Source organism: Sphaerotilus uruguayifluvii (genome assembly GCF_013294065.1).
Lineage (GTDB): Bacteria > Pseudomonadota > Gammaproteobacteria > Burkholderiales > Burkholderiaceae_C > Sphaerotilus > Sphaerotilus uruguayifluvii.
Genome location: NZ_JABSNM010000009.1, coordinates 195,128 through 209,401, shown reverse-complemented (window position 1 = coordinate 209,401; position 14,274 = coordinate 195,128). Strand labels below are relative to the sequence as shown.

Annotated in this window: 15 protein-coding genes, 2 tRNA genes and 1 pseudogene; 12 read left to right on the top strand and 6 right to left on the bottom strand. The window is 72.4% G+C overall.

Translation table 11 applies throughout. The annotated features are described in order from the left end of the window. The 4 genes and pseudogenes from HNQ01_RS12225 to HNQ01_RS12210 all read left to right on the top strand — a co-directional run. Positions 1–84: pseudogene (locus tag HNQ01_RS12225) on the top strand (IS5/IS1182 family transposase); the annotation flags it as partial. Between the two features lie 124 nt (positions 85–208). After that, positions 209–1,201, top strand: a complete 993-nt coding sequence (gene ispB, locus HNQ01_RS12220; protein WP_434801502.1) for an octaprenyl diphosphate synthase — start codon at positions 209–211, stop codon at positions 1,199–1,201. A gap of 33 nt (positions 1,202–1,234) precedes the next feature. Beyond that, positions 1,235–1,311: transfer RNA gene (locus HNQ01_RS12215), tRNA-Pro, on the top strand. 37 nt (positions 1,312–1,348) lie between these two features. Next, positions 1,349–1,425 (top strand) — tRNA-Pro (locus HNQ01_RS12210). A 112-nt stretch (positions 1,426–1,537) separates the two neighbouring features. Here HNQ01_RS12210 and HNQ01_RS12205 read toward each other — a convergent pair. Then, the gene (locus HNQ01_RS12205) at positions 1,538–2,467 is read right to left on the bottom strand and encodes a LysR family transcriptional regulator (protein ID WP_173805704.1); all 930 of its coding nucleotides are present in this window, start codon (positions 2,465–2,467) and stop codon (positions 1,538–1,540) included. Between the two features lie 114 nt (positions 2,468–2,581). Here HNQ01_RS12205 and HNQ01_RS12200 point away from each other — a divergent pair, with 114 nt between their 5' ends. The 4 genes from HNQ01_RS12200 (at position 2,582) to HNQ01_RS12185 (ending at position 6,062) form a co-directional block, all read left to right on the top strand. Then, positions 2,582–3,274 carry a type 1 glutamine amidotransferase domain-containing protein gene (locus HNQ01_RS12200; protein WP_173805703.1) on the top strand — a complete coding sequence of 231 codons (693 nt, stop codon included), beginning with the start codon at positions 2,582–2,584 and terminating at the stop codon, positions 3,272–3,274. Between the two features lie 33 nt (positions 3,275–3,307). Next, the gene (gene gloA2, locus HNQ01_RS12195; RefSeq protein WP_173805702.1) at positions 3,308–3,712 is read left to right on the top strand and encodes an SMU1112c/YaeR family gloxylase I-like metalloprotein; all 405 of its coding nucleotides are present in this window, start codon (positions 3,308–3,310) and stop codon (positions 3,710–3,712) included. Positions 3,713–3,810: 98 nt separating this feature from the next. Then, entirely contained in the window at positions 3,811–4,836 is a 1,026-nt protein-coding gene (gene truD / locus HNQ01_RS12190; RefSeq protein ID WP_173805701.1) for a tRNA pseudouridine(13) synthase TruD, read from the top strand. Beyond that, on the top strand, positions 4,833–6,062 hold the full coding sequence (locus tag HNQ01_RS12185; protein ID WP_173805700.1) for a lytic murein transglycosylase: 1,230 nt from the start codon (positions 4,833–4,835) through the stop codon (positions 6,060–6,062). Before truD ends, HNQ01_RS12185 begins: the two co-directional genes overlap by 4 nt. Before the next feature lie 13 nt (positions 6,063–6,075). Here the strand turns inward: HNQ01_RS12185 and HNQ01_RS12180 are convergent, their stop codons facing one another. The 4 genes from HNQ01_RS12180 to HNQ01_RS12165 form a co-directional block, all read right to left on the bottom strand. Continuing rightward, entirely contained in the window at positions 6,076–7,626 is a 1,551-nt protein-coding gene (locus HNQ01_RS12180) for a malonate--CoA ligase (RefSeq protein ID WP_173805699.1), read from the bottom strand. A 70-nt stretch (positions 7,627–7,696) separates the two neighbouring features. Then, a complete protein-coding gene (locus HNQ01_RS12175; protein WP_173805698.1) occupies positions 7,697–8,512 on the bottom strand; it encodes an enoyl-CoA hydratase/isomerase family protein in 816 nt (271 codons plus the stop codon). Between the two features lie 102 nt (positions 8,513–8,614). Then, positions 8,615–9,358, bottom strand: coding sequence for a sulfite exporter TauE/SafE family protein (locus tag HNQ01_RS12170; RefSeq protein WP_353621692.1), 744 nt, complete (start codon positions 9,356–9,358; stop codon positions 8,615–8,617). Continuing rightward, entirely contained in the window at positions 9,355–9,948 is a 594-nt protein-coding gene (locus HNQ01_RS12165; RefSeq protein ID WP_173805697.1) for a malonic semialdehyde reductase, read from the bottom strand. Before HNQ01_RS12165 ends, HNQ01_RS12170 begins: the two co-directional genes overlap by 4 nt. Before the next feature lie 58 nt (positions 9,949–10,006). Here HNQ01_RS12165 and HNQ01_RS12160 point away from each other — a divergent pair, with 58 nt between their 5' ends. Genes HNQ01_RS12160 through HNQ01_RS12145 form a run of 4 tightly spaced genes read left to right on the top strand, consistent with a single transcriptional unit; the run spans position 10,007 to position 13,350 of the window. Beyond that, entirely contained in the window at positions 10,007–10,447 is a 441-nt protein-coding gene (locus HNQ01_RS12160; RefSeq protein ID WP_173805696.1) for a DUF1841 family protein, read from the top strand. Positions 10,448–10,463: 16 nt separating this feature from the next. Next, entirely contained in the window at positions 10,464–11,699 is a 1,236-nt protein-coding gene (locus HNQ01_RS12155) for a multidrug effflux MFS transporter (RefSeq protein ID WP_173805695.1), read from the top strand. Further along, complete coding sequence (gene miaA, locus HNQ01_RS12150) at positions 11,696–12,676, top strand: tRNA (adenosine(37)-N6)-dimethylallyltransferase MiaA (protein WP_173805694.1); 981 nt, start codon at positions 11,696–11,698, stop codon at positions 12,674–12,676. The genes HNQ01_RS12155 and miaA overlap by 4 nt, the downstream gene beginning before the upstream one ends. After that, positions 12,673–13,350 carry an ABC transporter ATP-binding protein gene (locus tag HNQ01_RS12145; RefSeq protein ID WP_173805693.1) on the top strand — a complete coding sequence of 226 codons (678 nt, stop codon included), beginning with the start codon at positions 12,673–12,675 and terminating at the stop codon, positions 13,348–13,350. Before miaA ends, HNQ01_RS12145 begins: the two co-directional genes overlap by 4 nt. An 8-nt stretch (positions 13,351–13,358) precedes the next feature. Here the strand turns inward: HNQ01_RS12145 and HNQ01_RS12140 are convergent, their stop codons facing one another. Beyond that, positions 13,359–14,204 carry a GGDEF domain-containing protein gene (locus tag HNQ01_RS12140; protein WP_173805692.1) on the bottom strand — a complete coding sequence of 282 codons (846 nt, stop codon included), beginning with the start codon at positions 14,202–14,204 and terminating at the stop codon, positions 13,359–13,361. Positions 14,205–14,274 lie beyond the last annotated feature (70 nt).

Sequence of the window (14,274 nt, the reverse complement as noted above, 5' to 3'; positions counted from 1 at the left end):
TGGAAGAACTGCGAGCGCTGGCTCAACACCAGCCTGCAGTTCGTCCATCTCGCCTTTCTGGCCTTGCTCCTCAGGAGATCGTGAACACGCTCTGACCGACGCGACAGCGTCGCCGGGCTGTCCGGCGATACCGTCACCGGCCGGCGGGGGCCGCGGGCTTCCTATAATCCACGGATTGTGCCCTCCCGACTTTGAGACGTCCTCCCTCGTGAGCCTCGCCACCGCTACCCCGACCCCCCAGGCCGCCATCACCGAGCTGATGGCTGGCGAGATGGCGCAGGTTGACGCCGTGATCCACCGCCGCCTCGCCTCCGAGGTGGTGCTGATCAACCAGATCTCGCACTACATCGTCAGCGCCGGCGGCAAGCGCCTGCGCCCGATGCTGGTGCTGCTGTTCTCGCGCGCGCTCGGCTTCGAAGGCCCGGAGCGCTTCGAGATGGCCGCCACCGTCGAGTTCATCCACACCGCCACGCTGCTGCATGACGACGTCGTCGACGAGTCCTCGCTGCGGCGCGGCCGCCAGACCGCCAACGCGCTGTTCGGCAATGCCGCCAGCGTGCTGGTGGGCGACTTCCTGTATTCGCGCGCCTTCCAGATGATGGTCTCGGTCGAGCGCATGCGCGTGCTGGAAGTGCTCGCCGACGCGACCAACGTCATCGCCGAGGGCGAGGTGCTGCAGCTGATGAACATGCACGACCCCGACATCTCGGTCGAGGACTACCTGCGCGTCATCCGCTACAAGACCGCCAAGCTCTTCGAGGCCAGCGCCCGCATCGGCGCGGTGCTCTCGGGCAGCGATGCCGCGCTCGAGGCCGCCTGCGCCGCCTACGGCCAGGCGCTGGGCACCGCCTTCCAGATCGCCGACGACCTGCTCGACTACGAGGGCACGACCGCCGCGCTGGGCAAGAACGTCGGCGACGACCTGCGCGAGGGCAAGCCCACGCTGCCGCTGCTGGCGGCGATGAGCCGCGGCACGCCCGAGGAGCGCGAGCTGATCCGCCACGCCATCGAGCACGGCGAGGTCGAGCGGCTCGAGGAGATCATCGCGGTGGTGCGGCGCACCGGCGCGCTGGACGTGACCCGCGAGGCCGCCCATGCCGAGGCCGAGCGCGCCCGCGAACATATTTCTGCGCTCCCCCCTTCCCAATTCAAGGATGCGCTGCTAAGATTGACAGTCTTGGCGGTTGACAGAACTTCCTGAGCAATCAGACAAGTTCACGACTGAAGAGCACCACGGGGTGTAGCTTAGCCTGGTAGAGCGCTACGTTCGGGACGTAGAGGCCGGAGGTTCGAATCCTCTCACCCCGACCAGCTTCTTCAGTGTCGCCTGTCAGCCAGATGCCGATTTCGGGGTGTAGCTTAGCCTGGTAGAGCGCTACGTTCGGGACGTAGAGGCCGGAGGTTCGAATCCTCTCACCCCGACCAGGATTCCCCCTTGCACGACAAGGACGCATGAAAGCCCCACTTGCTGGGGCTTCGTCGTTTCCGGAGGGTCGATTCCTCTGCCCGCGCCGCCCCTCGGGCTGCGCAGGGGCCCTCAGCCCTCGCGCGCCGACGGCGCGGCCGCCTCCGCCAGGTAATCCACGAACGCCCGCACCCGCGCCGACAGATGCCGGTTCTGCGGATGGAGCACATGGAAGGGCCGGGACCGGCCGCCGTGGCCCTGCATCACCTCGACGAGCTGGCCGGTCTTCACCGCCTCGCGCACGACGAAGTGGTAGATCTGGAACAGACCGCCGCCCGCCGCGGCCCAGCCGACGCCGGCCAGCACGTCCTCGTGCACGCGCTGGCGGCTCCTGAAACCGAAGTCGACGTCCTCGCCCTCGGGCGTGCGCAGGATCCACGGCATCGGCCGGCCGGTGCTGGGCACCACGAACTGGATCAGCTCGTGCTGGCGCAGCTCGTCCAGCGTGCCGGGCTGGCCGCGTCGGCGCAGGTAGGCCGGCGAGCCGAAGATGCCGACGCTGGCGTCCTCCAGCTTGCGTGCCACCAGGCGTGAATCGCGCGGCTCGCCCAGGCGGATGGCCAGGTCGTAGCCGTCCTCGACGAAGTCGACGTTGCGGTTCGAGACGTTGAGCTCGACCTCCACGCCCGGATAGGCGGCCATGAAGCCCGGCAGCATCGGCACCACGCGGTGGTGACCGTACACGGTGCCCACGCTCACCCGCACCAGCCCCCGGGGCTCGGCCTGCTGGCCGGTCAGCGCGCGCTCGGCCTCGGCGATCTGCTCCAGCGCCTGCTGGCACTGCGCGTGATACAGCTCGCCGCCGGCCGTGAGCCGCACGCTGCGCGTGGTGCGGTTGAACAGACGCACGCCGAGGCGCGCCTCCAGCCGCCCGATGGAGCGGCTCACCGAGGCCGGCGTCAGGCCCAGCGCCTCGGCGGCGCCGGTGAAGCTGCCGAGTTCTGCTGCCTTGCAGAACAGCTCGATGCTGCCCAGCTGCACGGGGTCGAAAGTGCGCGCCATTTGTTCAAGCCAGTAATGAATGAAGTTCCTCGAGTCCAGTTTATGAGATTCAGGCGAATCAATAGAGTCGACTCCATCGCGCCACGGTGGCGCGGCCCACCCCAAGGACACTCCATGACCTCGCGCATCCTGATGATCGTCACCTCCAACGCCCGCATGGGCGACACCGGCCAGCCCACCGGCCTGTGGGCCGAGGAGCTGGCGGTGCCCTACTACGCGCTGGCGGACGCCGGCGTCGAGGTGACGCTGGCCTCGCCGGCCGGCGGCCCCGCGCCCATCGACCCGGGCAGCGTCAAGCCCGTCGGCCAGAACGACCCGGTGGTCGAGCGCTTCCTGGCCGACACCCTCCTGCAGGCGCGCATCGCCGCGACGCCGAAGGCGTCGGAGTTCGACGGCGCCGCGTTCGACGCCGTGTTCTTCCCCGGCGGCCACGGCACGATGTGGGACCTGCCGGTCGACGCGGGCGTGACGCGGGCCGTCGAGCGCGCCTTCGCGGCCAGGAAGCTGATCGCCTCGGTCTGCCACGGCGCGGCCGGCCTCGTCACGGCCAGGCGTCCCGACGGGCACTCCATCGTGAAGGACCTGCGCGTCAACTCGTTCACCGACGCCGAGGAAACGGCTGTCGGCCTGGAAAAGGTCGTGCCCTTCCTGCTGGAGACGCGCCTGCGCGAGCTGGGCGGCCGCTTCGAGGGCACGGGCAACTGGCAGCCGTTCGCCCTCCGCGACGGTCAGCTGATCACGGGGCAGAACCCGCAGTCGTCGCACCTGGTGGCACAGTCGCTGCTGGCGGCCCTGGCCGCGCGCTGATCTGACCTGACCTGACCGAACCGACCGAACGCCATGCTCCAGCTGCGTCGCATCCACCATGTCGCCCTCATCTGCTCGGACTACGAGCGATCGAAGGCCTTCTACGTGAACCTGCTGGGCCTGCGCGTGGTCGCCGAGCACTACCGCGCGCAGCGCCAGTCGCACAAGCTCGACCTGGCGCTGCCCGATGGCGGCCAGATCGAGCTGTTCTCGTTCCCGTCCCCGCCGCCGCGCCCGTCGCGCCCCGAGGCGCAGGGCCTGCGGCACCTGGCGCTGGCCGTCGACGACGTGGCGCAGGCCAAGGCCTGGCTGGAGTCGCAGGGGGTCGAGGTCGAGCCGGTGCGCGTCGATGAATACACCGGCCGCCGCTTCACCTTCTTCGCCGATCCGGACGGGCTGCCGCTCGAGCTCTACGAAGCGGACGCCTCCCGGGCGTGAGGGTCGCGCCGGCCATGCAGGCAGAATCGGCGCATGCATGGCCCCTGATCGGCCGGGCAGCCTGCCCTTGGTCGACAGCTGGAGCCGCCAGACTGCCCATGACCCACGCTCCCTGCACGACCCTGCCCTCGTGGCCCCACGCCTATCCGGCCAGCGGCGCCCGCGCCACGCTGAAAGCCCTCAACGAGGACTTCATCGTCACCGAGCTGCCGCTGCAGCTGCCGGGCGGCACGGGCGAACACCTCTGGCTGGACGTCGAGAAGAACGGCGCCAACACCGCCTTCGTCGCGCAGCAGCTGGCCGCGGCCGCGGGCGTGACCGAGCGCGACGTCGGCTACGCCGGCCTGAAGGACCGCCACGCGATCACCCGCCAGTGGTTCAGCATCTACCTGCCGACCGGCAAGGCCGGCGAGACGCCCGACCTGACCCAGCTCCAGCACCCGGAATTCAAGGTGCTGGCCCAGAGCCGCCATGTGAAGAAGCTGCGCCCCGGCGATCTGCAGGGCAACCGCTTCCGCATCACTCTGCGCGACGTGCAGGGCGAGCGCGAGGCCATCGAGGCCAACCTGAAGGCGGTGGCCGCGCAGGGCGTGCCCAACTACTTCGGCGCGCAGCGCTTCGGCTTCGACGGCGGCAACGTCGAGCAGGGCCGCGCGATGCTGGCGCGCGAAATCCGCGTGCGCAACCCGAAGAAGAAGGGCATCTACCTGTCGGCGGTGCGCTCCTTCGTCTTCAACGAGGTGCTGGCGCAGCGCATCGCGCAGGGCCTGTGGGGCCGGACGCTGCCCGGCGACGTCATGGACGAGGCCGGCCGCCCGACCGGGCCGCTGTGGGGCCGTGGCCGCGTGAGCACCACGGACGAGGCGCAGGTGCTGGAGAACGGCGTGGCCGAGCGTCACGCCACGCTGTGCAGCGGCATGGAATTCGCTGGGCTGGACCAGGAGCGCCGTGCCCTGGTGGCGCTGCCGGCCGACATGGCCTGGGAATGGCCGCAGGCCGACCAGCTGGTGCTGAGCTTCAGCCTGCCCGCCGGCAACTACGCCACCTCCGTGCTCGACGAGATCCTGCACACCTCCGAGCCCGAGCGGCACGCCGAGAACGAGCCCGAAGCCGAAGCACCATGACCGCCGCCGCCCGCCTGCTCGCCCTGCCCGTGCTGCTGCTGCCGCTGGCTGCGGCGGCCCAGACGCCACCGAACGCCGCGCCCGAGGCCGCGCTGCAGACCTGCTTCGCCGAGCTGCAGCCGGCCGCCCGCGCCGCCGGCGTCACGCCCGAGACCTGGCGGCGCCACACCGCCGGGCTGGCTGCCCTGCCCGACGTGCTGGACAAGCTCGACCAGCAGCCCGAGTTCCGCACGCCGATCTGGGACTACCTGGCCGCGCTGGTCGACGACGAGCGCATCGAGCAGGGTCAGGCGATGCTGCGCCAGCACGGCGCGGTGCTGGCGCAGGTGGCGCGGCGCCACGGCGTCGATCCGGCCACCGTGGTCGCCGTCTGGGGCGTCGAGAGCAACTTCGGCCAGACCTTCGGCAAGTACCCGCTGGTGCAGGCGCTGGGCACGCTGTCGTGCCAGGGCCGGCGCCAGACCTTCTTCCGCGGCGAGCTGTTCGCGGCGCTGCGCATCCTGCAGGCCGGCGATGTCGCGCCGGAGCGGCTGGTCGGCTCCTGGGCCGGCGCCTTCGGCCACACCCAGTTCATGCCGACCACCTACGAGCGCCTGGCGGTCGACTTCGACGGCGACGGCCGCCGCGATCTGATCGACAGCGTGCCCGACGCGCTGGCCTCGACCGCGAACTTCCTGACCCGCGCCGGCTGGAAGGACGGCCTGCCCTGGGGCTTCGAGGTGCGGCTGCCGGCCGGCTTCTCCACCGAGGGCCAGGGCCGCAAGGTGCGTCAGCCGATGGCGCGCTGGCGCGACCTGGGCCTGCGCCGCGCCGACGGCTCGCCGCTGCCCGAGCTCGATGCGCCCGCCGGCCTGATGACGCCGGCCGGCGCACGCGGCCCGGCCTTCCTCGTGACGAAGAACTTCGACGCGATCTACAGCTACAACGCCGCCGAGAGCTACGGGCTGGCGATCGCGCATCTGGCCGACCGGCTGCGCGGCGGCGGGCCCTTCGTGACGCCGTGGCCGACCGACGACGCCGGCCTGTCGCGCGCCGAGCGCCGCGAGCTGCAGCAGCTGCTGGCCGGGCGCGGCCACGACATCGGCGCGATCGACGGCCAGCTCGGCGAGCGCAGCCGTGCGGCGATCCGCGCCGAGCGCCGCCGCCTGTTCGGCGAGAGCGATCCGGACGGCCGCGCCGGCCAGAAGCTGCTGCGGGCCCTGCGCGCCGGCGCCCCCGGCCGGTGAATCAGCCGGTGAATCAGCCGGTGAACAGCGCGCGGTGGGCATCGCGCAGCAGGTTCTTCTGCACCTTGCCCATCGCGTTGCGCGGCAGCTCCGTCACCACGAAGGCGCGCTTGGGCACCTTGTAGCCGGCGATCTGCGCCTTGAGCCGCGCCACCAGCGCATCGGCGTCGAGCACGGCGCCCGCCTTGGGCACGATCAGCGCGATCACGCCCTCGCCGAAGTCCGGGTGCGGCACGCCGACCACCGCCGACTCGGCCACACCGGGCATGTCGTTCAGCCAGCCCTCGATCTCGGCCGGGTAGACGTTGTAGCCGCCGGTGATGATCAGGTCCTTGCTGCGGCCGACGATGGTCAGGTAGCCCTGCGCGTCGAAGCGGCCGACGTCGCCGGTCCGGAACCAGCCGTCCGCGGTGAACTCCTCGGCCGTCTTCTCCGGCATGCGCCAGTAGCCGCCGAAGACGTTCGGCCCGCGCACCTGCACGTTGCCGATCTCGTCCACGGGCAGCGCCGCGCCCTGGTCATCGACGACGCGCACGCCCACGCCCGGCAGCGCCGGCCCGACCGTGCCCCCCAGGCGACGCGGTTCCGGCTCGCCGTCGGCGGCGCGGCAGGGGTTCGACGTCAGCATGATCGTCTCGCTCATGCCGTAGCGCTCCAGGATGGTGTGGCCGGTGCGCGCCTGCCAATCGCGGAAGGTCTCGATCAGCAGCGGCGCCGAGCCGGAAATGAAGAGGCGCATCTGCGCACAGGCCTCGCGCGTCAGCCCGGCCTCCTGCAGCAGCCGCACGTAGAGCGTCGGCACGCCCATGAAGACGGTGGCGCGCGGCAGGCGCTCGACCACCGCCTTGGGGTCGAACTTCGCCAGCCACAGCATCTTCGAGCCGTTCAGCAGCGCGCCGTGGCTGGCGACGAACAGGCCGTGGACGTGGAAGATCGGCAGCGCGTGGATCAGCACGTCGCCTTCGCGCCAGTCCCAGAAGTCCTTCAGCACCTGCGCGTTCGACAGCAGATTGCCGTGGCTCAGCATCGCGCCCTTGCTGCGGCCGGTGGTGCCGGAGGTGTAGAGGATCGCGGCCAGATCGCCGGCCGCCTTCGGCGCGATCTCGTGCGTGTCGGGGAAATGCGCGGCGCGGTCGAGCAGCGTGCCGGTGCGGTCGTCGTTCAGCGTGAAGACATGCGCCACGCCCTTCTGGAAGGCGAGCTGGCTGATCCACGGGAAGTTTTTGCCGGCGCAGACCACCACCGCCGGCTCGGCGTTGCCCAGAAAATAGTCCAGCTCGGCGGCCTGGTAGGCGGTGTTCAGCGGCAGGTAGACCAGCCCCGCGCGCAGCGTCGCCAGATACAGCATCAGCGCCTCGACCGACTTCTCGGTGTGCGCCGCCACCCGGCTGCCGGCCGGGATCTCCAGCGACTGCAGCAGGTTGGCCAGCATCGCGGTGGCGCGGTCGAGGTCGCGCCAGGAGTAGTCCAGCCCGCTGTCGGTCTCGATCGCGATCGCGTCGAGGTCGGCGGGAAAGGCGGCGCGCAGGGCGGCGAAGAGGTTGGAGTTGGCGGCGGGGCTCATGGGCGGCGGGCGTGGATCCCCGCCTGCGCGGGGATGACGGAAGGGCTGGACGGACTCGGGCGCCGGCGAATCAGGCGCCGGTGAACTTCGGGGCGCGCTTCTCGATGAAGGCGGTGATGCCTTCGCGGTGATCGGGACCGCTGGCGTAGGCGGCGAGCTGCTGGCGCTGGGCCTCGGAGAACGCGAACTGCGGCGCGACCAGACGCAGCGCCTGCTTGTTCAGGCGCGCGGCGCGCGGCGCGCCGGCGGCGATGCGCCGCGCGGTGGCCTCGGCCTCCTGCGCGACCTCCTCGTCGGGCACGACCCGCTGCACCAGGCCGCGCTGCAGCGCGACCTCGGCCTCGAGCAGCCGCGCCTCCAGCAGGATCTCGGCGGCGGTGGCCAGCCCGGCCACCCGCGCCACGCCGGCGAGCTCGTCGATCGCCATCGGGAAGCCCAGCCGGGCGATCGGCGCGCCGAAGCGGCTCGAGCGTCCGGCGATGCGGATGTCGCACTGGCAGGCGATCTCCAGCCCGCCGCCGACGCAGGCGCGCTCGATCTGCGCCACCAGCGGGATGTCGCAGCGGTACATCGCGTCGAGCGCCGGCGCGACGATGTTCTCGTGGAAGTCGCGCACCGTGTCCGGCTCGAAGCGGAAGGCCGGAAACTCCTCGATGTCGCCGCCGGAGACGAAGGTGCCGCCCTCGCCGCGCACGATCACGCAGCGCAGGTCCGGCTCGCGCGCGTCCAGGCCGTCGAAGATCTGGCGCAGCTCGCGCCACATCGCGACGCTGACGGCATTGAGCTTGCCCGGGTTGGACAGCGTGAGCACCGCCACGCCGGACAGCGTGGCGTGGGGTTCGAGGCGGACGGCGGACGGGGCCGGGACCAGGGCCGGGGCATTCATGCGGGACGATCTCCAGAGAAGTCCTGAAAGGACGGATGCACAGGCATCGGGGGCGACGATGCTAGGCCGGCTCGCTGACCGCAGGCTTGAGCGGCGCCCGGCTCACTTCAGCGCATCCCACAGCAGCTTGACCCCGGTCAGGAACATGCCCCACTGCACCAGGCGGTAGAACCAGCGCGGCGAGACATGCTTCGTCGCCTGGATGCCGAGCAGCACGCCGGCGGCAGCCACCGGCATCAGCGCCGCCGAGGTGGCGAGCTGCCCCCAGTCGAGCAGGCCCAGCAGGCCGTAGGGCACCCACTTGGCGGCGTTGATCGCGGCGAAGAACACCGCCGAGGTGCCGGCATAGGCCAGCGGCGCCATGTGGCGCGGCAGCAGCGCCATCACGATCGGCGGGCCGCCGCTGTGCGCGATGAAGCTGGTGAAGCCGGAGGTCAGCGCCAGCGCGCCGCTGGCCGCCGCGCCGGGCGGCGCGGCATCGGCCTGCGGCGGGAACTTCAGGTTCCAGGCCAGGAAGATCAGCGTCACCAGGCCGGTCAGCCCGCCCACCAGGTGCGGCGACAGCACGCCGAAGCCGATCCAGCCCAGCACGATGCCGATCAGGCCGGCGGGCAGCAGCTGGCGCAGCACCGTCCAGTCCGCATGGCGGCGCAGCGTCACCAGGCCCATGACGTCGGACAGGCACAGCAGCGGCAGCACCAGCGCGGCAGCCTGCGGCACGGTCACGCTCATCGCCAGCAGCGGCGTGGCCAGCGCGCCGATCCCGGAGGCGAAGCCGGACTTGGAGATGCCCACCAGCAGCGCGGCCGGCACCGCGACGGCGTAGAACGCCGGATCGGTGATCACAGGATGCGGCAGGCGTCGTCGAAGTCCAGGCGCGCGGCGCGCGGGCGCAGGCCGGCGGGATCGCCGTGGCCGAGGTTGCACACCAGCAGCGTCTTCACCGCGGTGCCGCCCCAGAAGGCGGCGTCCACGCCGGCGGCGTCGAAGCCGGCCATCGGGCCGCAGTCCAGGCCCAGCGAGCGCGCCGCCAGGATGAAGTAGCCGGTCTGCAGCGTGGCGTTGAAGCGCGCCATGTGCTCGACCTTGGCCGGCTGGCCCTCGAAGGCGGCGGCCGGCACATGCGGCGCCAGCCGGCCCATCGTCGCGGGAAAGTCGAGGTCGGCGCCCAGCACCGCCACCACCGGCGCGGTGGCGGTCTTGGCACGGTTGCCCTCGGCCATCAGCGGCAGCAGCGCAGCACGCGCCTCGGCCGAGACGATGAAGCGCACCCGCAGCGGGCCGCAGTTCATCGCCGTCGGCGCCCATTTCAGGCGCTCGTGCAGCTCGCGCAGCAGCTCGGGCGCGACCGGGCGGTCCTGCCAGGCGTTGTGGGTGCGCGCCGCCGAGAAGAGCTGAGCGGGGGTGAGCGGGGTCGTTTCCGGAGAGGTCGTCATGGCGGGGCCGTCCGGCCCGCAGCCGGCAGCGACAGTGGAAAAAGGCCACAATTGTCGGATGTTTGCCCCCAGCCAGAACGACGTCCGGACATTCTTCTGCGAGGCCTGGCGCAAGTCGCGCGCCGGCGGGCCGCTCTCGCCGATCGAGACCCTCGCGTCGCAGTGGATCGAGCTCCACCCCGAATACCATGCCGATCTGGCCGACCTGCCCGCCGCGCTGGCCGCCGTCTACCAGGTCGAGGACGGCCGCACCAATCCCTTCCTGCACCTGTCGATGCACCTGAGCATCAGCGAGCAGGTCTCGATCGACCAGCCGCGCGGCATCCGCCAGGCGGTCGAGCTGCTGGCGGCGAAGCGCGGCGACCTGCACGCGGCGCAGCACGAGGTGATGGAGTGCCTGGGCGAGATGATCTGGGCCTCGCAGCGCAGCGGCCAGCCGCCCGACCCGCACGCCTACCTCGACGGCGTGCGCCGCCGCGCCACCGCCGACCGCGGCTGAAGCGGCAGATCGCCCCATGAGCGCCACCGCCCCCGCCGCCACCGCCGTGGCCCGCCCGGCCGACCTGGTCATCGCCATCGCGCTGGCGCTGCTGCTGGGCCTGCAGCCGGTGTCGACCGATCTCTACCTGCCGGCGCTGCCCGGCATCAAGGCCGAGCTGGGCGCCTCGATGGCCGCCACCCAGCAGACCATGGCCGCGCTGCTGCTGGCCTTCGGCTTCGGCCAGCTGGTCTGGGGGCCGGTGGCCGACCGCTTCGGCCGCCGGCGGGTGCTGCTGGTGTCGCTGTCGGCCTATCTGCTGTCCAGCCTGGCGGCGGCCACCGCGGCCGACATCCAGGCGCTGATCCTCACCCGCATCGTGCAGGGCGCGGCGATGTCGGGCGCGGTGGTGGTGGCCCGCGCGATGGTGCGCGACCTCTACCAGCCCAGCGAGGGCATGCGCATCATGTCGCTGGGCATGTCGGGCCTGGGCCTGATCGCGCTGTCCAGCCCGCTGCTGGGCGGTCTGGTGACCGGCTGGTTCGGCTGGCGCGCCAGCTTCGTGACCATCGCGCTGATCGTGCTGGGCGCGCTGCTCTTCGTCGCGCTGCGCCTGCCCGAGACGATCCGCGAGCGCAATCCACGCGCGCTGCAGCCGGGTCCGCTGCTGCAGGGCTGGGCGCGCATCCTGCGTCATCCGACCTTTCTCGGCTGGTCCGGGCTGACCGCGGCGACCTACGGCGGCCTGTTCCTCTTCCTGTCGGGCTCGTCCTTCGTCTACATGCAGGTGCTGGGCCTGAGCGCGACCCAGTACGGCCTGGCGCTGTGCACCAGCTCGGTGGCCTATCTGGCCGGCACGGTGGTGTGCCGGCGCTGGCTGGTGCGCCACGGCCCGACCGGCGCGGTGCGCCGCGCCGCGCTGGTGACGCTGGCCGGCGGCCTGTCGATGGCCGCGCTGGCGCTGGCCGGCGTGCAGACGGTCTGGGCGGTGCTGCTGCCGCAGCTGGCCTATGCCTTCGGCCACGGCACGCACCAGCCCTGCGGGCAGGCCGGCGTGGTCGGCCCCTTCCCGCAGCAGGCCGGCATGGCCTCGGCGCTGTCGGGCTTCATCCTGGCGGCCACCGCCTTCCTGCTCGGCCAGTGGCTCGGGGGCGCGATGGACGGCACGACCCGGCCGCTGGCCTGCGGCGTGGGCGCGGCCTCGGTGGCGGTGGCGCTGATCGGCTGGACCGCGGTGCAGCGCCACGGCCTGCCGGCGGAGAAGCACGCATGAGCGCCGCCCCGGTGCTGGTGGTCGCCGGCCCCACCGCCTCGGGCAAGACCGGCGCGGCGCTGGCGCTGGCGCGCGCGGCGCGGGCGCGCGGCCTGCCGCCGGTGGAGATCATCAGTGTCGACTCGGCGCTGGTCTACCGCGGCATGGACATCGGCACCGCCAAGCCCACGCCGGCCGAGCGGGCCGAGGCGCCGCACCATCTGATCGACCTGATCGAGCCGACCGCCGCCTACTCGGCCGCCGAGTTCGTCGCCGACACGCGCCGGCTGATCGGCGAGATCCGCGCACGCGGCGCCGAGCCGGTGCTCGCCGGCGGCACGATGCTCTATCTGAAGGCGCTGTTCGACGGCCTGGACACGCTGCCGCCGGCCAACGCCGTGCTGCGCGCCGAGCTCGATGCGCAGGCTGCGCAGATCGGCTGGCCGGCGATGCACGCGGAGCTGGCGCGCATCGACCCGGTCACCGCCGCGCGGCTGGCCCCGAACGACGCGCAGCGCATCCAGCGCGCGCTGGAGGTCTGGCGCCTGAGCGGCCAGCCGCTGTCGGCCTGGCACACCGGCCGCTTCGACCGCGCGCGGGTGGCCGAGGCCGCCCGGCCCGACGAGTTCCGGCTGCTGTCGCTGGAGCCGCAGGACCGCGCCTGGCTGCACGCGCGCATCGCGCAGCGCTTCGAGGCGATGCTGGCCGAGGGCTTCATTGCGGAAGTCGAGCGGCTGCGCGCGCGCGGCGACCTCGACCCCGGCCTGCCGTCGATGCGCTGCGTCGGCTACCGCCAGGCCTGGGAAGCGCTCGACGGCCTGTGGCCGGCCGACGAGCTGGCCGAGCGCGGCATCGCCGCGACGCGTCAGCTCGCCAAGCGCCAGCTCACCTGGCTGCGCGGCATGCCGCAGCGCGAAGTCATCGCCGCCGACGGGCCCGACCCGGTCGGCGCGGTGCTGGCGCGCGGCCTGCCGCTGCTGGAGGCGCATGCGCGATGACGCCGGCACCGCTGCTGCGCCTGCAGGACCTGGGCAAGGCCTACCGCGACACGCCGGTCTTCGAGGCGGTCAGCCTGGAGATGGCGCCCGGCGAGGTGGTGGCGCTGGTGGGCGACTCCGGCGTGGGCAAGTCCACGCTGCTGAACTGCATCGCCGGGCTGGACCGCGCCGACCGCGGCCTGGTCGAGATCGCCGGCCGCGAGGTGCAGTCGCTCGACGATCACGCCGCCGCGCTGCTGCGCCGCGAGGCGCTGGGCTTCGTCTTCCAGGCCTTCCATGTACTGCCGCACCTGAGCGTGGCCGACAACGTCGCGCTGCCGCTGCTGCTGCTGGGCTGGCGCGAGAAAGCGCGCATCGACGCCCGCGTGGCCGAGCTGCTCGCCGAGGTCGATCTGGCCGGGCTGGGCCCGCGGCGCCCGCGCGAGCTCTCCGGCGGCCAGCTCCAGCGCGTGGCGATCGCGCGCGCGCTGGTGCACCGCCCGGCGCTGATCCTCGCCGACGAGCCCACCGGCAACCTCGACCCGCGCACCGCGCAGCGGGTGCTCGACCTGCTGGTCGGCCAGGCACGGCGCCACCGCGCCGGCTGCCTGATCGTCACCCACTCGGAGAGCGCCGCCGCGCAGGCCGACCGCACGCTGCGGCTGCGCGCCGACGGCATCGAGGCGCTGCGATGAACCGGCGCTCAGACGCCCAGCGACAGCGGCAGCGTGTGCACCCGGTCGCGGCCGGCGCGCTTGGCGTCGTACAGCGCCTGGTCGGCGGCGCGGATCAGCGCGTCCAGCGTCGGCGTGGCCGCGCTCATCGCCACCACCCCGAGGCTGATGGTCACCGGCACCTGCAGCGGATGCTGCGGATCGCGCAGCCCGGCCTGCACCGCCTGGCGCATGCGCTCGGCCAGCCGGATCGCCTCGCGCTGGCCGGTCTCGGGCAGCAGCACGATGAACTCCTCGCCGCCGAAGCGCGCCAGCAGGTCGGTGCGGCGCAGCGTCATCGCGCAGGTCTGCGCGATCTCGACCAGCAGCCGGTCGCCGGCCTGGTGGCCGTGGTCGTCGTTGACGCGCTTGAAATGGTCGACGTCGATCAGCACCATCGCCAGCGGCCGGCCGTGGCGGGTCGCGCGCTCGAACTCCAGCGCGGCCTGCTCCATGAACCAGCGCCGGTTGCGCACGCCGGTCAGCGCGTCGGTCAGCGCCATGTCCTCGACCCGGCGCAGCGCCAGCTCGAGCGCGAGCACCAGCCGCAGCATCACGCCGGCCCCCAGACCGGCGATCGGCACCGGCAGCAGCGCCGCCAGCAGCAGCGAGCGCGTCGACAGCGTCCAGCCGGCCAGCACATGCCACAGCACGTCGAGCAGCACCGAGGCGGCCACGCTCGCTCCGACCATCAGCACCGTGGCCTGGCGCAGACCGACCGACTCGACCCAGACCGCCAGCCTCGCCAGCCCGGGCGGCAGGGCGGCCATCTCCGCGAAGGCCTCGGAGGGCGCCGGCGCGGGACGGGAGGCAGGGTCGGACGGCTGATCGTTCATGTTCTGGAACGGATGGCGGAAACCGGCGTTCATTGTGCGCTCAAATTTGCACACAAACGGTACCGCACCG